Source organism: Halorubrum sp. Boch-26, from assembly GCF_029889805.1.
In the GTDB taxonomy this organism is placed as follows: Archaea; Halobacteriota; Halobacteria; order Halobacteriales; family Haloferacaceae; genus Halorubrum.
The window spans coordinates 26,414-47,672 of the sequence record NZ_JARANT010000010.1; the positions used below are offsets into that span (position 1 = coordinate 26,414).

The following is a 21,259-nucleotide window of genomic DNA, read 5'->3' on the forward strand; positions in this document are numbered from 1 at the left end:
GGGTGGTCGGCGGCGACCGTCCGCGACGCGACCGATCAGTCGTCGGCGGCCGTCGGTGAGTGCCGTTCTTCTCGCAGCCGCCGGGCGTACTCGGTGAAGTTATCGAACAGCCGTTTCGCCTCGCAGGCGGCGTCGTGTGCCTCGGGAGTGATCCCGTCGAGGACGGCGTCGACCCGCGCGTCGCCGAGCCGCTCGCGCTTCCCGTCCGTGACCTCGCGGGCAGTGGCGATATCGTACTCCGGGTGGAACTGCACGCCCCAGCAGTGACCGTCGCGGAACGCGTGGACGCCGTGGTCGTTCTCGGCGAGGAGCGTCGCGCTCGGCGGCAGTTCGGCCACCGCGTCGCCGTGGGTGGTGAACGCCGTGAACTCCTCACCGATCCCGTCGAACAGCTCGTCGTCGCCGCGACGGCGCACGGCGTTGTACCCGATCTCGAAGCCGTCCATTCCCGCCACGCGCCCGCCGAGCGCCTCCGCGAGCACCTGATGGCCGTAACAGACGCCGAGCACCGGGAGGCCGGCGCCGGCGGCCTCGGCGACGTAGTCGACGAGCGCGGGGATCCACGCCTCGTCCCAGTAGACGGACGACCGCGAGCCGGTGACGGCCACTCCGTCGAAGTCGGTGTGGTCGGGGAGGTGACCCTCAGTCGCGTCGAACTCGACGAGGTCGGCGTCGAGCTCCCGGCGGAAGTTCCGCCGGGTGTTCGCGCCGTCGTGGGCCGCGTTCAGCAGGGCGAACCGAAGCCGTGTCATTAGCCGCACCGATGCGCGACGGGGCAAAAACGGTTGCGACGGCGGGAAGCGCTACCGGCGTCGAGGAAGGCAGTCGTCGCGTGCCGCTTCCCCGCCTCCCGCCGTCGATTCAGTCCGTGACGTCACCTCGTCGAATCGGTTCGTCGCCGGTCGGTCCCCGACAGGGGCGGAGTCGCCACGCCGTCCCGTTGTCGGATCAGTCGACGAGCCAACCGCCGTCGACGTCGACCGCGGCGCCGTGGACGAACGAGGCGTCGTCGCTCGCGAGGAACGCGACGACGGTCGCGATCTCCTCGGGGTCGGCGTACCGGCCGGCGGGCGTGTCGGCCGTCATCGCTTCCAAGTCCTCGATCATTTCTTCGGTCATCCCCGTCTCGACGGCACCCGGGCAGACGGCGTTCGCCCTGATTTCGGGGCCGTAATCGTGTGCGAGCTGTTTCGTGAAGCCGATCAGGCCGTGTTTGGAAGTCGTGTACGCGGCCCCGCCTCCCCCGGCGACTTTGCCGGCGACGGACGCCGTGTTGATCACGACCCCCTCGGCGCTCCCGTCTCGGAGAGCGGGGAGCGCGGCGCGGGTAAGGTAGAACGGCCCCGTCAGATTCACGTCCAAGATCCCGTTCCAGAGGTCGTCAGTGGTCTCTCCGACGGGCGCGAAGTCGTCGAGGACGCCGGCGTTGTTACACAGCACGTCGATCGTGCCGTACTCGTCGACGGTCAGGTCGACGATGCGCTCGACGCTTTCGGTGTCCGTCACGTCACCGTCGACGGCAATCGCCTCCCCGCCGGCCGATCCGATCGCATCGGCGACCGCCGCTGCGCCGTCGGCGTCGATGTCGACGACGGCCACCGCCGCGCCCGCATCGGCGAATTCGTGCGCCATCGATCGACCCATCCCCGATGCCGCACCGGTGACGACGACGACGCCGTCAGATAAGGTTACCATGACTGGATATTTATGTAATTAACAATAATGCCACTTACTATTCTCATCCGGTGGAAACGAAGACAGCCGCCGTCTCACAGCGGGACGCGGCGACGACAGCCGTGACGGTCCGGTCGATCATCCCAACCACGAGAGCCACGAACGTCGCGAAACGCACGAACGTCGCGAGATCGGATTGACTCGCGGGCCGAGCGCATCTCCGCCGGCACCGTGTAGGAATCGTCGAAACGGTCGCTCCACCGTACCATCAGCTTTCACTGGCTGCCGCTCCACTTTCCCGGCCCGGCCGCAGACGGTCACATCATCGTGTCGGTCGCGTGTTCGGCGAGCCACCCGGCCAGCGCGTCGTTGACCGCGGCCGACGCCTCGACGCCGACGAGGTGGCGCGCGCCCTCGACCGAGTGTAGCTCGCCGCGAGGGAGCCCCTCCGCGAGCGTCTCCGCCGCCGGCGCCGGACACACGGTGTCGTCGGTTCCGTGGACGACGAGCGTCGGCGTCGTGACCTCGTAGAGGCGGTCGGTGACGTCGAACGACTCGACGGCCGCGCGGTGGGCCTCGAACGTCTCGCGGCCGGCGTCCTCGGCGAGCCGCCACTCGGCGATCCGCGGGAGCGCGTCGGGGTGCACCTCCCGGAAGTCGGCCGAGAGCAGCCCGTGGAGCGACCCCTCCACCGCCGCCGGGTCCGAGGGGGCGGCCCACACGCCGTCGGGATTGTAGGCGTCGCCCGAGGCAGGCGTTCCCACGACCGAGAGACTCGCCGGGCGCGAGGAGGCGAGTGCGTACGCGAGCGCGACCATCCCGCCGAGGCCGTACCCGACGAGATGGGCGTTCCGGACCCCCTCAGCGGTACACACCGCGTCCACGTCGCTCGCCAGCTCCTCGACCGCGTACGGCCCCGGTGGTGCGTCCGATCGGCCGACCCCGCGGGTCTCGGGGGTTATCACCGTGTGCGGCCCCGCGAGGGCGGCGTGTTGCCAGCCGAACTGCCACGCGCCGAGGCCGACGTCGCCGCAGAACACGACCGCCTCGTCGGGGTCGCCGACATCGGGGGCGTCCACCTCGTACCGGATTTCGACGCCGGCGTTGTTCGCGTGTGGCATAGGGACGGGGGCCGTCTCAGGCCTCCTGTAAGCGACGAAGGACGTCCGGTGCCGCCGCGAGCGCGTCGTCGAGGGCGTCGACGTCGGGACCGCCGCCCTGCGCGAAGTCCGGCGGACCGCCCCCGCCGCCGCCGACGCGACCGGCGAGCGCGGAGACGACCTCCCCGGCGTTGACGCCGACGCCGTCGGGGACGCCGACGACGAAACTCGCGGAGCCGTCCGCCCCGCTGCCGACGACCGCGACCGTCCCGTCGTCCACGTGGGCGTTCGCGGTCGCGCGCAGCTCGTCGGCGTCGCCGTCGAGCCGCTGGATCACCGCGGTGACCCCGCCGACCTCGACCTCCTCGGCGTCGGCACCGCCCGAGGCCCGCGCAGTGGCGAGCTCCTCTTTCAGCGATTCGATCTCCTTGCCGCGCGCCTTCCACTCCTCGAAGAACCGCTCCGCCGTCTCGGGGACGTCGAGCGGGTCGACGTCGAGCGCCTCGGCGGCGTCGTACAGCGCGTCCTCCGTGCGCTGAGTCGCCTCGATCGCCGCGCCGCCCGCGGCGAACACGATCCGCTCGACGCCGTCCTGAACGGGCTCCGTCTTCAGCACCTTCACCGCGCCGATCGCGCCGGTCCGATCGACGTGGGTGCCCGCGCACGCCTGCACGTCGGCGTCGCCGACGTGGATCAGCCGGACGTTCGTTCCCGGCGGGACGCCGCCCTGGTACAGGTCGAAGCCGTGTTCGGCCTCGGCCTCGTTGCGATCGGGCCACTCCTGACGCACGGGCACGTCGTCGCGGACGAGCTCGTTGGCGACGCGCTCGATGCGTTTGACCTGATCGCGCGTGATCCGCTCGTAGTGGCGGACGTCGAGCCGCGAGGAGTCGATCCCCTTCTGCGCGCCCGCCTGCCGAACGTGCTCGCCGAGGACCTCGCGGGCGGCGTGGCCGATCAGATGCGTCGCCGTGTGGTGCGCGCGGAGCCGGTCGCGGCGGTCGCCGTCGACCTGTCCCTTGACGAACTCGCCTTTACCCGGGTCGGCGTCCGTCCGGTGGAGCACGACGCCCCCCTCCTCCTGCACGTCGACCACGTCGACCGTCGTCTCGCCGACGGTGAGCTGTCCGCGGTCGGCGGGCTGACCGCCGCCTTCCGGGTAGAACATCGTCTGGTCCAAGACGACGTCGTACTCCTCCTCGCGCTCGAAGACGTCGAGGACGACGGCCTCGAACTCGGTGCGGCCCTGGTCGTCGTAGAACAGCTTCTCCGTCTCCGGGAGCTCGCCGAGCCGCTCGTCGGCGTCGTCCCCGTCCTCGTCGGCGTCGGCCTCCTCGTGGCGGTCGGCGACGAGCGCGTAGAAGTCGTCCGGGACGTCGACCGTCGCGCCGCGCTCGGCCGCGATGTCGGCGACCATGTCCGGCTGGATCCCGTGGGAGTCGTACAGCTCCAACAGCGTCTCGGTCGGGATCGGCTCGCCGGTGCCGGCGTACTCGTCGGCGAGCGACTCCACCTTACGGGAGCCGCGCTCGAGCGTCTCCCGGTACTTCCGCTCCTCGGTGCGGACGATTTCGCGGATCGTGTCGCGGTTCTCGTAGCCGAGTCGCTCCGCCTGCATGTCGACGAGCTCGTCGAGCGGTGCGTCCACGTCGACCTCGTCGACGAGCCGCTTCGTCCGGCGCAGCACCATCCGAGCGAGGTAGCCCGTGCCGACGTTCGAGGGGACGATCCCGTCACCGAACATGTACGCGAGCGTCCGCGAGTGGTCGGCGATCGCGTAGATGGATTCGAGGGGTTCGACGAGCTCTCGCAGTCGCTCGACGTCGACATCGAGCCGGTCGGCGATCTCGCCGCGCGCGTCCTCAACGTCGTCGACGTCGTCGATGTCGAGCCGGCCGGAGAGCTTCGCGGCGCGGTGGACGAGCTCCTGCTCCGCCTCCGTGTGCTCGATCCCGGCGTTCTCCTTTAAGAAGTCGATCGCGTCGGGGTAGACGGCCTCGTACACGGTCGCCGTCCCCTGGCTCATCCACGTCCACCGCTCTAACCCGTACCCGGTGTCGACGATGTACGTGTCCATGAACGAGTACGTGTGCCCGTCTTTCATCTCGTAGTCGCCGTCGGGGTCCCGCTCCATGCACATGAAGACGAGCGTCGCCAGCTCCGCTCCCTTGTAGATGACTTCGATCGCCGGCCCGGCGTTGCCGCCGCCGACCCACGGATCTTCGATGTAGGTGATCTCCTTCAGATCGGCGCCGAGGCTCTCGAACAGCTCGTCGCAGTACTCCACCGTCTCGTCTTTCCAGTACACCTCGCCGTGGTAGGCGTACTCGTCCTCGTCGACCTCCTCGCGCGTGTTGAACGCGTGGTGGGCCATCATCTCGAACGCCATCGTGTGTCGGCCCGTCTTGCCGACGTTGTCGATGTCCTGCATCCGGATACAGGGCTGTGAGATAGTGAGGGGGTTCGCGGGCGGAGGCGTCTGCCCCGAGGTGACGAGCGGTTGGAAGTCGTAGATCGACGCCTGCGTCAGGAGTACGTCGTCGCGCCAGCGGTTCGCCGCGACCGGGTACGGGTCGATCCGCTCGTGGTCGTGCTCCTCGAAGAAGGAGAGGAACGCCTCCCGCATCTCCGACAGCGAGTGCGACTCCGGAAAGCCCGGATCGTCGATGAAGCTGTAGTCCGCACACGGCGGCTCTCCACAGAGTTCGCGGTCGCCGTCCCGGGTCCAGAAGTGCGCGCCACAAGAGGGACACTCCTTCCGGACGAACCCTTCCTCCTCGAAGTAGTCGAGACGGTACTCCGCTTCGAGATCGCTCATTACAGGAACGTGACCCGTGTTCGTGCAAAAGGGTTCCGGGGTGGGTCGCGCCGGGACGACGGGACAGGGCGCTTCGTGCCCGTCGGCGCCGATCGGCCGGCGACGGATGACGAACAGCGAGGACGGCGCGGCGGTCCGCGAGTCGCAGCGGTCCGAACCACCTCATCGAGGGGAATACTTATCATCGCGTCTACCCGTTACTCGGAACACAGTGAACACCGGGTCAAGCGAGGGGCCGGTCGTACTGGTCCTCGCTGCCGATACTCGTATCTCGCCCGATCTCCCCGACGGCGTGACGGCGCGATCCGCGGAGCCGAACGAGGTCGACGAGGGAGCGCTCGCCGACGTCGATCTCGCGATCGTCCGTGACGCCGTCGGACTCGCCGGCGTCCGCGACGGCGGCGGGTCCGTCCCGGTCATCGCCCTCGTGGACGACCCGGCCGGTGACGTGGCGACGGCCGCGATCGTCGACGCCGTCGCGACGACGACCGCCGACGCGGCGGCGACCGTCCGATGGGTCCTCGCGCGCGACGGGTCCATCCGGGACGACCCGTCCCGACCGCCCTCACGGGTCGAACGACTCAACGCCGGGACGATGCGACTGGCGTCGGTCCGGTCCGTGGAGGAAACGCACCGGGCTGCGATCGCCGTCGCGGACGAGGTGTTCCCGCCGCACCACTGCCTCGTCGGCGTGCGCGACGGGAAGTGGGTCGAACCGATCGCGGCGTCGGCCGAGGTTCCGATCGAGGACTGCAACGGCGTCCGAGTCGGGAGCGGGGCCGCCGGGACCGTCGCGGTAACCGGTGAACCGGTCGTGGAGTCGAACCCGAACGCCGAGAGTCCGTACGACACGGTTCTCACCCTCCCCGTCGGCGACGACACGGTCTTGCAACTGGTGACGGACGACCCGGACGGCTTCAACGAGAGTGACCGACGCCTCGCCGGACTGCTCGCTTCTCACGTCGAGGAGACCCTCGATCGTATCCGGACCGACGAGGCGCTCCGGAGCGAGCGCGATCGCCTGCTCGCGTTGTTCTCGAACGTCCCGGACCCCGCAGTCGCGTACGATTACGTCGACGGCGAACCGGCCGTCCACCGGGTCAACGACGCCTTCGAGGAGACGTTCGGCTACGACGCGGAGGTCGTCGACGGCGAGTCACTCGACGACTACATCGTCCCGGTGGAGGAAGCCGCGGCCGAGGAGGCAGCTGAGCTTAACGAGCGGCTCCAACGCGGCGATAACGTCCGGCGAGAGGTGACGCGGAAGACGGCGGACGGCCTCCGCCACTTCATCCTCCACGTCATCCCGATCCATCTCAACGCGGAGAACGCCTCCGGGTACGCGATTTACACGGACGTCACGGACCGGCGCGAGCGCGAGGCAACCCTCCGGGAGCAGAACGAGCGGCTCGACGAGTTCGCGAGCATCGTCTCGCACGACCTCCGGAACCCGCTCGGCATCGCGCAGGGGTACGTCGAACTCGCGAGCGACACCGGCGACACGGCTCACCTCCCGAAGGCGAGCGGGGCGCTGGAGCGGATGGGCGAACTCGTCGACGACCTGCTCTCATTGGCCAGAGAGGGCCGAGCGGTCGGCGAGACGGAGCCCGCCTCGGTCGCGGCGCTCGCGAGAGACGCCTGGGCGAGCGTCGACACCGGCGGGGCCGAGCTGGTCGTGGAGGGTGACGTGACCGTCGACGCGGATCCCGCGCGAACGCGAGAGCTCTTCGAGAACGTGTTTCGGAACAGCGTCGAGCACGGCTCGACTGGCAGCCGGACGGAGTTCGGCGATAGCGTCGAACACGGGTCAGCCGACGGCCGACCGAATCCCGTCGACGGCGGGTGCGCTGCAGAGGGTCTCACCGTCCGCGTGGGCGAGGCCTCGCCCCGATCGGACGGCGACGGCGTGACCGGGTTCTTCGTCGAGGACGACGGCTGCGGACTCCCCGAGGAAACGGAACGCCTGTTCGACACCGGCTTTACGACGGACGAGGACGGGACCGGCCTCGGGCTCGCGATCAGCGAGCGTATCGCCGAGGCTCACGGGTGGGAGGCGAGCGCGCTGACCGGCGAGTCCGGCGGCGCTAGATTCGAGTTCAGAACGCCGTAAGCGGGAGCCCCGGCGCCGCTGCGGGACCGCGGCCGCGACGCGGATCGCCCAGCGGCGCCGCCCGCGCGGGTCCGAAACGACCTTAGGCCGCGCGCTCGCCTCTCCGGTATGGTCGAGAACGTCGTCTATCCCGCCTACTTCGACGCCGATCGGTCGCGCTCGGAGGGTCGTCGCGTTCCGATGGACCTCGCGGTCTCCGAACCCGCCGTCGACGAGATCGCGAAGGCAGTCCAACAGGTCGGCTATGACGCGGTGATCGAGCGCGACAAGACGTATTCTCGCGAATTCGAGCCGCGGGGCGCGGTAGTCGTACGGGGAACCGAAGACACCGCGAAAAACGACCTCGTACAGGCCGTCGCCGCCTACCTCGGGGTCATCCGCGAGTGACGATGCGACGAGTCGGCACCGTCGTCCGCACCGCCGGCGGGCTGGCGGTCGCCCGCGGCGAGCCCGGCGAGGACCCGCCACGGATCGGCTCGTCCGTCGTCGACGAGTCGCTTGCGACGGTCGGCCGCGTCGTCGACGTGTTCGGCCCCGTCGACAGACCGTACGTGGCTGTCACGCCGAGCGACGGCGACGGACTCACGTCGCTCGTCGGCGGGAAATTGTACGCGCGCTGACTCAGCCCCCGGCCGACGCCTCCCCCTCCTCAGCGGGCGCTTCCGCTTTCCCGGCCGACGCCTGTCCCTCCACGACTTCGAAGTCCGCCAGCGTCTTTGTCGAGCGGACGAGCCGCTCGGAGACGATCAGTTTCTCCGTGCGGTCCAGCCGCTCCCAGTCGATCTCCACGGGCGGCGACTCCTCGAACGCGCGGAACTGCTGAAACACCGCGTCGTTGACGAACCGTTCGAACGAGCCGCAGTTCGGACAGGTCACGGAGAGATGCGACGTGTCGAACTCGCGGCTCACGGTGTGTTCCAGACAGTTCAGACAGCGGTACGTCCGATTCCTGCTCATACCGAACGGAAGGGCCGGACGCGGGAATACCTGCGGGTACCGGACGAACGGTTGCGCCGAAGGAGCCGAGAAACGGGAACGGACCGCGAAGCCGCTAGAACAGCGCCGACGCGGCCGCCTCGGCGGTCTCGATGACCGGTCCGAAACCGGGCAGGAGCAGCACCGTCGCGACCGCCGCGAAGACGACCGCAGCGTACAGCGCCGTGGGCCGCACGTCGATCGCGTCCAAGGCGGTCTGCGACGCGGGGTCGTCGAAGAACAGCGCCTTCACGACCCGGCTGTAGTAGTACAGCGAGATCACGCTGTTGACGGCGCCGATGGCCGCCAGCCACAGGAAGCCGTTATCGATGGCTCCCATGAACAGGAAGTACTTCGAGAAGAACCCGGCGAACGGCGGGAGCCCGGCCAGCGAGAACATGAACACGGCCATCGCCGTCGAGGCGACGGGCGCGCGCTTGGCGAGCCCGGCGTAATCCTCGAACGTCCGGCCGACGCCCCACCGCTCCGCCATCGCGACGAAGAGGAACGCGCCGGTGTTCATGAACCCGTAGACGAGCAGGTGCGCCATCGCCGCGCCCATCACCGCGCCGTTACCGCTCCCGTCCGCCGTGAGCGCCGCGACACCGATGAGCGCGTAGCCGGCGTGACCGATCGAGGAGTACGCGAGCATCCGCTTGACCTCCTCCTGGACCGCCGCCGCGAAGTTCCCCAGCGTCATCGTCACGGCCGCTAAGATTCCGAAGGCGAGCACCCAGTTGATGTCGGCCGACAGCGACGCGCCGACCGGGAACGCCTCGGTGAACACGCGGAACGCCACCACGAAGCCGGCCGCCTTCGACGCCGACGAGAGGAACGCGCTCACGGGGGCGGGCGCGCCCTCGTACGCCTCCGGCGCCCAGAAGTGGAACGGGACGGAGGCGGTCTTGAAAGCGACGCCGCCGAGGATCATCACGATCCCGAGGCCGGCGATTCCGGTGCGGCTGTCGAGCCCGTCGGTGCCCGCAGCGATGTCGCCGAGGATGCCGGCGACATCGCCGAGAATGAGCGATCCCGTGGCGGCGTACACCAGCGAGATGCCGAACAGGAATATCGCCGACGAGAGCGCCCCGATGAGGAAGTACTTCAGCCCCGCCTCGACGCTCCCGCGGTTCTGTTTGAGGAACGCCACGAGCACGTACGACGGCAGTGACACCATCTCTAGGGCGACGAACACGACCGCGAGCGAGTTCGCGACGGCGAGCAGCGACATGCCGGTCGCCGCGAACAGCGTCAGCGAGTAGAACGTCGCCGGATTCGGGTGGTCGTGGAAGTAGTCGTGTGCCGCGACGACGACGAGCGACGTCACGGACGCGAAGATGGCGGTGAAGAACAGCGCCATGGTGTCTACCTTGACCGCCTCGGCGAGCAGCGTGATCGCACCGCCGGTGTCGGCGCTGCCGGTTCCGGAGGCGACGAACCACACCGTTGCGGCCAGCGCGCTCAGCGCGCCGAGCGCGCTCACGACCGCCATCGAGGTGTTCGATCGGGTGTCGGGCGCGAGGGTGTCAACGAGCAGCAGCGCGAGCCCGGTGAATCCGAGCAGCAGCACCGGCAGCAGCGCCGTCACCTGCGGGAGCGTACTAACCATTGACGCTCACCCCCTCGACCACGGGAAGGGCGGCGTCACGGATCATCTCGAAGAAGATGTCCGGGGCGACGCCGAGCACGATGATCGCCGCTAGAAGCACCGCGAGCGGGGCAACATCGTGGAACGGGGCGGGACCGATCTCGTAGTCGGTCGCGAGTTCGAACGGCCCGAACAGCGTGCTCTGCATCGCCGACAGCAGGTAGCCGGCGACGATAACGATACCGAACATCGCGAGTGCGGTGAACACCGGCGCGTACGGGAGCGCCGGCGCGGCGAACGAGCCCACGAAGATGAAGAACTCACCGGCGAAGCCGGCCATTAGGGGCAGCCCCATGTAACCGAAGGCGCCGGCGACGAGGATGCCGACCGTGACCGGCATCCGGTCGGCCATCCCGGCCATGTCGCCGACCATCCGCGTGTGCGTCGCGTTGTAGACGACGCCGACCGCCATGAACATCAGCCCCGAGATGAGGCCGTGCGCGACCATCTGGAACGTCGCGCCACCGACGCCGTACTCGGTGAACACGATGAGCCCGAGGATGACGTACCCCATCGACGAGACGGAGGAGTACGCGACGATGCGCTTGAGGTCCTTCTGTGCCAGCGCCAACATCGCACCGTAAATGACGCTGATCACGGCGATCGCGGCGATCGGGATCGCGAGCGCGGACGCTTGGTCGGGGAGCATCGTGAAGTTGAATCGAAGCAGCGCGTACGTCCCCATCTTCAGGAGGACGCCCGCCAGAAGAACCGAGACCGGGGTCGGCGCCTCGACGTGGGCGTCCGGGAGCCACGTGTGGAACGGAACGATCGGGACCTTCACCGCGAACCCGAGGAACATCGCGAGGAACGCGACCATCGCGATCCGGTCCGGCGAGATGCCGAACCACGTCCCGAGACCGCCGTCGGCTATCGCGCCCGTGATCTCCGGGAGCGCAAAGGAGCTCACGGAGTCGCCGAGCGCGAACGTCAGCGACATGAAGCCGATGAACATCAGCAGCGACGCCGCGTTCGTGTACACGAAGAACTTGATCGCGGCGTACTTCCGACGGGGACCGCCCCAGACGCCGATGAGGAAGTACATCGGGACGAGGACGGCCTCCCAGAAGACGAACCAGAGGAAGAAGTCTAGCGCCGTGAACACGCCGAGGAGGTTCGCCTCCATGAACAGCATGAGCCCGTAGAACTGGCTCTGGCGCGAGTCGATCGGCGTCCACGCGCTGAGGATCGCCAGCGGAACGAGGAACGTCGTCAACACGACGAGCGGGAGGCTGATACCGTCCAACCCGACGAACCAAGAGACTGAGCGGCCGCCGACTTCGAGCCACTCGATCTGCGTTTGGTAGGCGATATCGCCGCCCGTGAGAGCGTTCCCGGAGCCGTCGAAGCCGGACCAGAGATACAGCGACCCGACGAACGGGAGCAGACTCAGGGCGAAGGCGAGCCGTCCCGCCCACTCGTTCGGCGAGAGCATGACGACGAGCGCGCTCGCGAACGCGACCGCGATGAGCGCTTCGAGTATCACAGGAACCACCCCCCGGTGACGCCGAGGACTACGATCAGCGCGACCAGCCCCAGCGTGAGCAGCGCGGCGTACTGTGAGACGACGCCGTTCTGAAGCTGTCGGACCCGGTCACCGCCGATGAGACTCACCGAGGAGACGCCGTTGACGACGCCGTCGATGATACCTTGATCGAAGGTGTCGGCACCGCCGGCGACGTCCTCGGTGCGATACGCGAGCCATACCTGCAGTTCGTCGAGGTAGTAGTTGTTGTACAGCACGTCTTTGATCCCGCCGAGTTTCGCCGTGTGCTCCGTCGGCGACGGAACGTTGTAGAGCCGCCACGCCACCAGCAGGCCGGTCAGCGCTAAGCCGAGCGAGACGGCCGCGCCGACGAGCACGGTGGCGACCTCGCCGCCGACGATGTACTCGCTGCTGTACGGCCCGATGTCGCCGTAGTGGTGGGAGGAGAGCCCCTCGATACCGCCCCAGTGGTTATCCAGCCAGAGGTGGAGCAGGTCGATCCCCTCCAGTCCGAGGACCTTCTGGACCGGCACCATGTTGATAAACCCGGTGACGACCGCGAGCGTGCCCAGCACGGTCAGCGGCCCCTTCACGTTCCAGCGAACGGGTTCGGGGTCTCGCGCGGTGTCGCTGCGCGGTTCGCCGTGGAACGTCAGAAACACCATCCGGAACGTGTAGAAGGCGGTGACGGGGACGGCGAGCAGCCCCATCAGGTAGCCGCCGAACAGCAGCGGTTCGCCGGGCGCGTGAACGAGCGCCTCGTAGAGGATCTCGTCTTTCGACCAGAAGCCGGCGAACGGGAAGATGCCCGCGAGCGCTAGCGACCCGGCGAGGAAGGTGTAGTACGTGACGGGCATCTTCGATTTGAGCCCGCCCATGTCCCACATGTCCTCGTTGTGATGCATCGCGATGATCACCGCGCCCGCGCCCAAGAACAGCAGGGCCTTGAAGAACGCGTGCGTCGTCAGGTGGAAGACCGCGGCCACGTACCCGCCCGCGCCGAGCGCGAGCATCATGTAGCCGTACTGCGAGATGGTGGAGTACGCGAGCACCTGCTTCAGCTCGTCTTTGACGAGCCCCATCGTCGCCGCGAACAGCGCGGTGAAGCCGCCGATGAAGGCGATCACCGCGAGCGTCGTCGGCGTCAGCGCGTAGAAGCCGTACATCCGCGCGACGAGGTAGACACCGGCTGCGACCATCGTCGCGGCGTGGATCAGCGCGGAGACGGGGGTCGGACCCTCCATCGCGTCGGGCAGCCACGTGTGCAGCGGGAACTGCGCCGACTTCCCGACGACCCCGCCAAGCACGAGCAGGCCGACGACGGTGAACCACGTCATCAGGTCGAGTCCGCCGGGCGTCCACGCGACCGACCCGGAGCCGTTGAGCGCCGCGTCCGCGAGTGCCGGGAACGACTCCGGCCCGGCGAACTGCGCCGTGCCGAACGTCCCGATGACGGCGACGACGCCGATCAGGAAGAAGTAGTCACCGAAGCGGGTGACGAGGAACGCCTTCTTCGCCGCCGACGGCGGTCCGGGCTCCCGGAAGTGGAAGCCGATGAGCAGGTACGAGCAGAGCCCGACCAGCTCGAAGAACATGAACGCCATCAGCAGGTTGTCGGCGACGACGAACCCGAGCATCGACGCCGTGAACAGCCCGAGTCCGGCGTAGTAGCGCGGGAGACCCGTCTCGCCCTCGTCGTTCATGTACCCGAGCGAGAACACGTGCACGAGCAGCGCGACGAGCGTCACGATGACGAGCATGAGCGCCGACAGCGGGTCGACGAGAATGCCGAAGGAAAGCTCGACATCCGTCGGGCCGATCCCGCCGGCGCTCGCCCACGTGTAGAGAGTTCGGTTCGCCGCGTCGCCGCCCGCGACCGTCGCGAGCACCCACAGCGAGAGCAGGAACGAGCCAGCCGTGGCCGTGATCCCGCCGAAGGCGCCTCCCTTCGGGAGGTGCTTGCCGGCACCGAGCGCGATCAGGAACGAGAAGAACGGCAGGAGTACGATCGCCGGAACGTATGAGAACACGTCTATCATGTTACCACCTCATCTCCGTTGGAACGGTCACGTCTGTGACCCCGAAGTTGCGGTACAGCACGAGGATGATGCCGATACCGATCGCGACCTCCGCGGCGGCGAGCGCGATGACGAACAGCGCGAACACCTGTCCCGTGAGGTCGCCGTAGTACAGCGCGAAGGCGACGAAGTTGATGTTCGCCGCGTTCATCATGAGCTCGACGCTCATCAGGAAATACAGCGCGTCACGCCGCGTGAGCACGCCGAATAGGCCGATACAGAAGACGGCGGCCGCGAGCAGCAGGTACCACTCCGGCGGGATCGAGGAGGCGACGGCGGTCATCGCCGCTCACCCCCGTCGGTGAACGCCTGCCCCACGGCAGCGATGATCGAGCCGCTCTCCTCCCGTTTCGCCAGGTACACCGCCCCGTCGACGGCGACGTCGAGCGCCACGGCGGCGATCAGGAACGCGGCGAGGAACCCCTCGGAGGGGATCGTCGCGACGTCGTACGCGCCGAGGTTAAACAGGGCGTACCCGATGTTGTGAACGACGGACGCGTCGACCGGGAAGCCGGCTCCCTCCGCCGCGAAATCGGCCGATAGCGCCGTCAACACCATCGTGGCGAAGAGGAGCCCGACGGCCACGGCGGGGACGAGACGTCCGCCTCGCTTCGAGTTGCCGTCGCTCATGCGCTATTCACCTCCGTTTCCGTGTCTGATCGCGTGAGCATCACGCCGAACGTGACTAAGATCAGAACCCCGCCGACGTAGACGAGGATCTGCATGGCGGCGATGAACTCCGCCTGTAACATCACGTAGTGTACCGCGACGCTCGTCAGGGCTCCGCCCAGAAGCAGCGCGGCGTGGAACACGTCGCGCGCCAGGACGACCCCGAGGCCGAACGCCAGCGTGACCGCGGCGAACAGCCCGAACGCGATAGTAGCATAAACCATTGTGTTTGTCTCCTATGAGAACCCCTTTGAAGATTTCGAGACGCGCCCGCTACTGGTAGTCGACCTCGCCGTCGCCCTCCCCGATCCACGCGCCGCGATCGGGGTTCCGGGACTCCAGCGGGTCGATTCCCTTGTACCACGGGACGTTCTTGAGCTGTTCTTTGTTGAACACGAAGTCGTCTTTCGTGTCCGCGGTGAACTCGAAGTTCTGCGTCAGCAGGATGGCGTCAACGGGGCAGACCTCCTCGCAGAGCCGGCAGTAGATGCACTGCCCGATGTGGAGATTGTACTGCTCCCCGTTGCGCTGGTCGTCCTGCACGATCTGGATCGTGTCGTTCGGACAGACGTTCTCGCACTGGCGGCACCAGATGCACCGCTCCTGGCTGAACTTGTGGACCCCGCGGAATCGCGGGCTCACCTCGGGCGCGTCCTCAGGGTATTCCACCGTGAACGTCGACCCGTCCAGCGCGTGTTTCATCGTCGTCGCCATGGATTTCATGAGTCCAATCATGTTACGCGATCACCCCCACGATTACGGCCGTGAGCACCAGGTTCGCGAACGACAGCACTAACATTCCCTTCCAGCCGATCTCGATCAGCTGGTCGATACGGACGCGCGGCAGCGCGGAGCGGGCCCACTGCGTGAACAGGAAGAAGCCCCAGATCTTCACCACGAACCAGATGAAGCCGATGCTCTCTGGCCCCGGCCCGGAGGCGCCGCCGAGGAACGTCACGGCGAGAATCGCGCCGCCGAGGAAGATGTGCACGAACTCGCCGAGGTAAAAGAGCACGAAGTACGCGGAGGAGTACTCGGTCTGGTAGCCGGCGACGATCTCAGTCGGCGCCTCCGGGATGTCGAACGGGTTCCGACCGATCTCGGCCATGTTCGCCGTGAGGAACAGCACGAACGCGAACGGGTTGACGAAGGCGTACCAGGCCGGGATATCGAATCCGGCGATCGTCACCAGCGTCGTCGTCTGCGCACTGACGATGCCGCTCATCTGGAGGGTGCCCGCGAAGAGCACGACGGACATCGCCGTGACGATGAGCGGGATCTCGTACGCGAGGTTCTGCGCGACCGCGCGGAGCCCGCCGAGCAGCGAGTACTTGTTGTTCGACGCGTAGCCGGCCATCACCAGCGAGACCGAGGCGATGGAGGCGAACGCGAACACCAACGCGAACCCGACTTCGGGGTCGGCGAGGTGGAAGTTGATCGGCCCGAGCCGTCCCATCGGGATCACCGAGAAGCCGAGCAGCGCCGACGCGGGGAGGATGACCGGAGCGATGTCCCACGCGGGGCGGTCGACCCCCTCGGGGACGATGAGCTCCTTCGCGAGCAGCTGGACGGCGGACGCCGGGATGATCAGGAGGCCGAACGGACCGACCCGGTTGACCGCGATCCGGTCGGTAAACGCCGCCGTGATCTTCCGTTTCGCCCACGGTCCGGCGACGCCGGTGAACGCGAGGACGATGTTCCCGACGACGGCCGCCGCGATAAGCGCCGCGACGACTTCGCCGAGCACGCCGGGCAGCCCGAACGTCTCGACGAGGAACTCGGGGAACAGCTGTGCGGGTGCCGTCCCCATCAGCGGTCCACCTCCCCGAGCACGATGTCAAGGCTACCGAGCGCCGCGATGACGTCGGGAATGTACTCGCCGTTGGCCATCTCCGGTAGCGTCTGGAGGTTCGAGAAGCACGGCGACCGAATCTTGAACCGGGCCGGCTTGTCGGTGCCGTCGGAGCGGATGTAGATGCCGAGTTCGCCCTTCGCGCCCTCGACCGCGCGGTAGATCTCGGCGTCGTCGTCCGGGCGGAGCGTGCGGGGCACGTTCGCCTGGATGTTCCGCTCCTCTTCGGGCCAGTCCTCGAGCAGGTCGACGCACTGCTCGATGATCTTCGCGGACTCCTCGACCTCGCGCATCCGCACGAGCAGGCGGCTGAAGTTGTCGCAGCCGTCTTCGGTGACGACGTCCCAGTCGAGTTCGTCGTAGTAGCCGTACGGGTCGTCGCGGCGGAGGTCGTAGTCGACTCCCGAACCGCGGGCGACTGGACCGGTCGCGCCGTAGTCCTTCGCGACCTCCGGCGGGAGAATTCCCGTGTCGATCGTCCGCATCTGGAAGATCTCGTTGGAGGTGACGAGGTTGTGGTACTCCTCGACGGACTCCGGCAGCTGGTCGAGGAAGTCGCGAGTCTTCGAGAAGAACTCCTCGCGCGGCTCCGGGAGGTCCCAGACGACGCCGCCGAGGCGGAAGTAGTTGAACATCAGCCGCTGGCCCGTCAGGTCCTCCAGCAGGTCCTGTACGCGCTCGCGGTCGTTGATGGCGTACATGAACGTCGCCGTGAAGTCGCCGTTCACGTCGAGCGCGAACGTGGCGAGCGCGAGCATGTGCGCGGCGATACGGCACATCTCGGCGCCCATCGTCCGGATGACCTGCGCGTACTCCGGTACCTCGATATCGGCGAGGTCCTCGGCCGCGCGGGCGTACGCCCACTCGTTGAGCAGCCCCGCCGAAATGTAGTCCCAGCGGTCCGGGTACGGCATGATCTGGTGGCGGTACGTCCCGGATTGAGCCATCTGCTCCTCGCTGCGGTGGAGGTAGCCGATGTCGGGCTCGACGTCGACGACCTGCTCGCCGTCGAGCGTCGTCTTCAGGTGGAGGACCCCGTGCGTCGCCGGGTGGTGCGGCCCGATGTTGAGGAACATCGTGTCGGACTCGTCGTCCTTGTGGTGCTCCTGCAGCGGGTTCGCGTGCTCCGGCAGCGTGGCGATCTGGGGCCGGTCCTTGTCGTAGTCCATCGACAGGGGGTGGCCCTGCCACGTCTCCGGCAGGAGGATTCGGCGCAGATCGGGGTGGTCGTCGTACTCGACGCCGATCAGGTCGTACGCCTCCCGCTCGTGCCAGTCGGCGGTGCGGAAGACGGGCTCGGCCGACTCCGAGACGGGGTCGTCCTTATCGGCGGGGACGACGACGCTGACCTCCTGAGTCGGGTCGTCGAACTTCTTTAAGTGGTAGATCGACTCGTAGCGATTCTCGTACTCCTGGGCGGAGACCACTGAGAGGTGGTCGTACCCCGCCTGCTCTTTCAGGATCGAGAGCGTCTCCTGGACGGTGTCCGGGCGGATGACGAAGCCGGGCGCGTTCAGGTGGTCGTCGCGTTTGACGACGAGGTCGCCGAGGAGCGCCTCCAGCTCGTCCGGGGTGCGCTCGATCGCGGCGTCGTCGGTGGTGTCCGGTCGTTCGAGGCTCATGGTGAATCAGCGAAGTTGTACCGCATGACGAGTTCGTCGTCGTCTATCTGGTCGGCGAGCTTGTCGACGAGCTCGTCGCGTTCGAGGTCGGCGAACTCCTCCAGTTCGTACGGCTTGACCGTCACGGGCGCGGCCTCGCCGTTGGCGACGCGCTCCTGCAGCTTCACGACGCCGTAGACGAGCGCCTCGGGACGGGGCGGGCAGCCGGGGACGTGGATGTCGATCGGGATGACCTCCTCGGCGCCCTTGATGACGTTGTACCCCTCCTGGAACGGGCCGCCGGAGATGGTACACGAGCCCATGCCGACGACGAACTTCGGCTCGGGCATCTGGTCGTACACGCGCTTCATCCGCGGCGCGAACTTCGAGACGATCGTCCCCGGGACGATCATCACGTCGGCCTGACGCGGCGACGCGCGGGGGACCCCGCTCCCGAACCGATCGAGGTCGTGTTTCACGGCGTAGGTGTGCATCATCTCGATGCTGCAGCAGGCGATACCGAACTGCAGCATGAACATCGAGGAGCCGCGACACCAGTTCAGGAACTTGTCGAACTTGGTGAGGATGAACGGCGAGGAGCCGAACGCCTCGCGGAGCCGGGAGTTGAACCGGTCTCCCTGCCCGGTCATCCGGGCGTCCCGCGTCTCGGTCACGACTTGCGATTCGTCGGTGATGAATGGTTGGTCGCTGCTCATTAGTTGAGGTCACGCTCCGTTTTTCTGCTGGTCGCGCGGGGGCTGCGGGCCCAGCTGATCGCCCCCGACCGCCACGCCCAGACGAGTCCGATCGCGAGGATCCCGACGAAGGCCAACATCGGCCACAGCAGAGCGGTCATCGGCACGCCGGCTTGGATCGCCGGGCGGTAAATAACGGCCCAGGGGAACAGTAACACGGTCTCGATGTCGAACACGACGAACAACAGCGCGACCATGTAGTACTGGATGTTGAACCGGATCTTCGTCCCGCCCGTCGGGGTCTCGCCGGACTCGTAGGTGGTGCTTTTACCGGTCTCAGGCACGCTCGGACGGAGCAACGCCGACACGGTCATCATCCCTATCGGGATGAGCAGGCCGACGGCCGCCAAGGCGCCAATCGCTATCCAATCGCTCATATAGGTCTCCGTAACGTGCTGGGGTTTGGACCGCCCCCTCATAAGCGTTGAGTCTTCAGGACACCACCGCAGGAAGGCCACAGACGACCGCGAGACCGCTCAACATCCGATCCGCCCGTACTCGGTTCCGCGGTCGACCCGGTCGTCCGGACGCGGCCGAGACGATCCGTCAGAGGCTATTCCAGCAGACCCGTTGGAGGCTACTCCACGTCCCGCGCGCGGAACCCGTCGATACCGAGGTCGTGGAGGTCGGCCGAGACGTCGGCGACGCCGCCTTTGAGGTCCTCGTGGGACGCGATCAGCCGCTCCTCGACGGCGTCGTGCTCGCGGGCAAGCACCTGTGCAGCCGACAGACCGGCATTGAACGACTTCCCGGCGTCGACCGCGACGATCGGCGCCCCGGTCGGCATCCCGATCACGGAGTCCACCGACTTCTCCTGTACCGGCACCCCGATGACCGGGATCGGATACGCGATCGACGCGGTCATGTTCGGGAGGTCGGCGGACTTCCCGCCCGCCCCGGCGACGATCACGTCGAGGCCGCGGTCGGCGGCGGTCTCCCCGTAGACGTACATCAGCTCGGGGGTTCGGTGGGCGGAGACGACGTAGCTCTCGTAGGTGAACCGGGCGTTCGGCGCCTCGTCGAAGTCGGTCTGCTCCGCGAAGCCGAGCTCGTCGAGAGCGTCGTACGCCCCTTCCATCGTCGGGAGGTCCGAGTCCGACCCCATGATGATCCCCACGTCGGGGGTCGTTTCGGGATCGGCGTCGGCCTCCGCTTCCGCTTCGAGCCGCCGGATGAGGTCCTGCACCGTTGGCATGGACGAGGGTTCGGGGGAGGGCTACAAGGAACCCCCGGATGCGGCGCAGCCGCCGGGTCCCCCGAAGCGTCAGTCGCCTCGGAAGGTCAGTCGCCTCGGAAGGTCAGTCGCCTCGGAACGTCGTCGCGTCGCGGAGTTCCCGCGCCCGCGAGAGGAGCGCGTCGCGGTCGCCGTCCGCCTCGTCGCCGGGCGTCACCGTCAGGTGTCCCATCTTCCGGAGCGGGCGCACGTCGTCCTTCCCGTACCAGTGGAGGTCGGCGTCGGGCGCCGCGAACACCGATTCGGCGCCGCGGAAGGTCGCCGGTCCCGTCTCGTCCACGTCCCCGAGCGCGTTCGCGGTGACCGCGGGCGCGACGAGGTCGGTCGGGCCGAGCGGCCACCCCAGCACCGCCCGGACGTGGTTCTCGAACTGCGAGGTGCGCGCGCCCTCGATCGTCCAGTGGCCGGAGTTGTGCGGGCGCGGGGCGATCTCGTTGACGAGCACCTCCCCGTCGCGGGTCTCGAACAGCTCGATCCCGTAGACGCCGCGGCCGTCGAGGGACTCGAGCACGTCGCGAGCGACCGACTCCGCCTCCGCGACGACCGCGTCGTCGGCGCGAGCGGGCGCCACGCTCTCGCGGAGGATCTCCTCCCGGTGGAGCGTCTCCGTGACCGGGTAGGTCCGCGTCTCGCCGTCGGCGCCTTTCAGGCCCATCACGGCGATCTCGCGCTCGAAGTCGAGGAGCTCCTCGGCCATGGCGTTCCCGCCGACTTCCTCAAGCGCGTCGGCGGCGTCCGCGGGGTCTTCCACGGGGACGTTCCCGCGGCCGTCGTAGCCGCCCTCGCGGGCCTTCAGCATGACGCCGCCGAACTCCTCGACGACGCGTTCGAGCCCTTCGGCGGTCGCGACCGCGACGAACTCCGGGACGGGGATCCCCGCGTCCGCGAGCGCCTCCTTCTGGACCAGCTTGTCCTGGATCGTCTCGAGGGTGGCGGGGTCCGGCTGGACCGGCACGTCGTATTCCGAGCTCACCTCGGCCAGCAGCTCCGGATCGGCCAGCTCGATCTCGAAGGTCAGCGCGTCGACGCGGCTCGCCAGCTCGTGGACCGCGTCGGGGTCGTCGAAGTCGCCCACGACCTGGTCGCTCGCGACGGGGGCGGCCGGGCACTCCGGCGTCGGGTCGAGCACGACGACCTCGACGCCGAGCCGCGCGACCGCCTCGCCCATCATCCGTCCCAGCTGTCCGCCGCCGACGACGCCGCGCGTCGGTCCCGGCAGAGTGATCGACATACGCCCGTACCCGAATACGCAACGGCCG

Annotated in this window: 21 protein-coding genes; 3 read left to right on the forward strand and 18 right to left on the reverse strand. The window is 68.0% G+C overall.

From position 1 onward, the window contains the following. Nucleotides 1–35: 35 nt before the first annotated feature. The 4 genes from OQF71_RS02685 to alaS all read right to left on the reverse strand — a co-directional run bounded on the left by OQF71_RS02685 (nucleotide 36) and on the right by alaS (nucleotide 5,592). Entirely contained in the window at nucleotides 36–752 is a 717-nt protein-coding gene (locus tag OQF71_RS02685; protein WP_280585637.1) for a type 1 glutamine amidotransferase, read from the reverse strand. A 196-nt stretch (nucleotides 753–948) separates the two neighbouring features. Further along, nucleotides 949–1,695, reverse strand: a complete 747-nt coding sequence (locus OQF71_RS02690) for a glucose 1-dehydrogenase (protein WP_280585638.1) — start codon at nucleotides 1,693–1,695, stop codon at nucleotides 949–951. Between the two features lie 296 nt (nucleotides 1,696–1,991). Next, nucleotides 1,992–2,795 carry an alpha/beta hydrolase gene (locus tag OQF71_RS02695; protein WP_280585639.1) on the reverse strand — a complete coding sequence of 268 codons (804 nt, stop codon included), beginning with the start codon at nucleotides 2,793–2,795 and terminating at the stop codon, nucleotides 1,992–1,994. Between the two features lie 16 nt (nucleotides 2,796–2,811). Beyond that, the gene (gene alaS / locus OQF71_RS02700) at nucleotides 2,812–5,592 is read right to left on the reverse strand and encodes an alanine--tRNA ligase (protein WP_280585640.1); all 2,781 of its coding nucleotides are present in this window, start codon (nucleotides 5,590–5,592) and stop codon (nucleotides 2,812–2,814) included. A gap of 211 nt (nucleotides 5,593–5,803) precedes the next feature. Here alaS and OQF71_RS02705 point away from each other — a divergent pair, with 211 nt between their 5' ends. The 3 genes from OQF71_RS02705 to OQF71_RS02715 all read left to right on the forward strand — a co-directional run bounded on the left by OQF71_RS02705 (nucleotide 5,804) and on the right by OQF71_RS02715 (nucleotide 8,322). After that, a complete protein-coding gene (locus OQF71_RS02705) occupies nucleotides 5,804–7,702 on the forward strand; it encodes an ATP-binding protein (protein ID WP_280585641.1) in 1,899 nt (632 codons plus the stop codon). 108 nt (nucleotides 7,703–7,810) lie between these two features. Next, a complete protein-coding gene (srp19, locus tag OQF71_RS02710) occupies nucleotides 7,811–8,089 on the forward strand; it encodes a signal recognition particle subunit SRP19 (protein WP_280585643.1) in 279 nt (92 codons plus the stop codon). A 2-nt stretch (nucleotides 8,090–8,091) separates the two neighbouring features. Continuing rightward, on the forward strand, nucleotides 8,092–8,322 hold the full coding sequence (locus OQF71_RS02715; protein WP_280585645.1) for a Gar1/Naf1 family protein: 231 nt from the start codon (nucleotides 8,092–8,094) through the stop codon (nucleotides 8,320–8,322). Nucleotide 8,323: 1 nt separating this feature from the next. On the opposite strand, the gene OQF71_RS02720 is transcribed toward OQF71_RS02715, so the two are convergent. The 14 genes from OQF71_RS02720 to purK all read right to left on the reverse strand — a co-directional run bounded on the left by OQF71_RS02720 (nucleotide 8,324) and on the right by purK (nucleotide 21,231). Continuing rightward, the gene (locus tag OQF71_RS02720) at nucleotides 8,324–8,659 is read right to left on the reverse strand and encodes a hypothetical protein (protein ID WP_280585647.1); all 336 of its coding nucleotides are present in this window, start codon (nucleotides 8,657–8,659) and stop codon (nucleotides 8,324–8,326) included. 94 nt (nucleotides 8,660–8,753) lie between these two features. Beyond that, on the reverse strand, nucleotides 8,754–10,286 hold the full coding sequence (locus OQF71_RS02725) for an NADH-quinone oxidoreductase subunit N (RefSeq protein WP_280585649.1): 1,533 nt from the start codon (nucleotides 10,284–10,286) through the stop codon (nucleotides 8,754–8,756). Then, entirely contained in the window at nucleotides 10,279–11,811 is a 1,533-nt protein-coding gene (locus OQF71_RS02730; RefSeq protein ID WP_280585651.1) for a NuoM family protein, read from the reverse strand. Before OQF71_RS02730 ends, OQF71_RS02725 begins: the two co-directional genes overlap by 8 nt. Continuing rightward, nucleotides 11,808–13,850 (reverse strand): NADH-quinone oxidoreductase subunit L, encoded by a 2,043-nt coding sequence (gene nuoL, locus OQF71_RS02735; protein ID WP_280585652.1) that lies wholly within the window; start codon nucleotides 13,848–13,850, stop codon nucleotides 11,808–11,810. The genes OQF71_RS02730 and nuoL overlap by 4 nt, the downstream gene beginning before the upstream one ends. 1 nt (nucleotide 13,851) lies before the next feature. Continuing rightward, on the reverse strand, nucleotides 13,852–14,172 hold the full coding sequence (gene nuoK, locus OQF71_RS02740; RefSeq protein ID WP_008004452.1) for an NADH-quinone oxidoreductase subunit NuoK: 321 nt from the start codon (nucleotides 14,170–14,172) through the stop codon (nucleotides 13,852–13,854). Continuing rightward, complete coding sequence (locus tag OQF71_RS02745; RefSeq protein ID WP_280585654.1) at nucleotides 14,169–14,519, reverse strand: hypothetical protein; 351 nt, start codon at nucleotides 14,517–14,519, stop codon at nucleotides 14,169–14,171. Before OQF71_RS02745 ends, nuoK begins: the two co-directional genes overlap by 4 nt. Then, nucleotides 14,516–14,782: an NADH-quinone oxidoreductase subunit J gene (locus tag OQF71_RS02750; protein ID WP_123114309.1), complete on the reverse strand. Its 267-nt coding sequence runs from the start codon at nucleotides 14,780–14,782 to the stop codon at nucleotides 14,516–14,518. Before OQF71_RS02750 ends, OQF71_RS02745 begins: the two co-directional genes overlap by 4 nt. Before the next feature lie 49 nt (nucleotides 14,783–14,831). Beyond that, complete coding sequence (locus tag OQF71_RS02755) at nucleotides 14,832–15,293, reverse strand: NADH-quinone oxidoreductase subunit I (RefSeq protein WP_004596401.1); 462 nt, start codon at nucleotides 15,291–15,293, stop codon at nucleotides 14,832–14,834. A gap of 1 nt (nucleotide 15,294) precedes the next feature. Next, a complete protein-coding gene (locus tag OQF71_RS02760) occupies nucleotides 15,295–16,368 on the reverse strand; it encodes an NADH-quinone oxidoreductase subunit H (protein ID WP_280585659.1) in 1,074 nt (357 codons plus the stop codon). Continuing rightward, nucleotides 16,368–18,032 carry an NADH-quinone oxidoreductase subunit D gene (locus OQF71_RS02765; RefSeq protein WP_280585660.1) on the reverse strand — a complete coding sequence of 555 codons (1,665 nt, stop codon included), beginning with the start codon at nucleotides 18,030–18,032 and terminating at the stop codon, nucleotides 16,368–16,370. Before OQF71_RS02765 ends, OQF71_RS02760 begins: the two co-directional genes overlap by 1 nt. Next, nucleotides 18,029–18,727, reverse strand: coding sequence for an NADH-quinone oxidoreductase subunit B (locus tag OQF71_RS02770; RefSeq protein ID WP_280585661.1), 699 nt, complete (start codon nucleotides 18,725–18,727; stop codon nucleotides 18,029–18,031). Before OQF71_RS02770 ends, OQF71_RS02765 begins: the two co-directional genes overlap by 4 nt. Beyond that, complete coding sequence (locus tag OQF71_RS02775; protein ID WP_092562085.1) at nucleotides 18,727–19,143, reverse strand: NADH-quinone oxidoreductase subunit A; 417 nt, start codon at nucleotides 19,141–19,143, stop codon at nucleotides 18,727–18,729. The genes OQF71_RS02770 and OQF71_RS02775 overlap by 1 nt, the downstream gene beginning before the upstream one ends. Nucleotides 19,144–19,343: 200 nt before the next feature. Next, nucleotides 19,344–19,961: a 5-(carboxyamino)imidazole ribonucleotide mutase gene (gene purE, locus OQF71_RS02780; protein ID WP_280585662.1), complete on the reverse strand. Its 618-nt coding sequence runs from the start codon at nucleotides 19,959–19,961 to the stop codon at nucleotides 19,344–19,346. Between the two features lie 103 nt (nucleotides 19,962–20,064). Continuing rightward, a complete protein-coding gene (gene purK / locus OQF71_RS02785) occupies nucleotides 20,065–21,231 on the reverse strand; it encodes a 5-(carboxyamino)imidazole ribonucleotide synthase (RefSeq protein ID WP_280585663.1) in 1,167 nt (388 codons plus the stop codon). Nucleotides 21,232–21,259 lie beyond the last annotated feature (28 nt).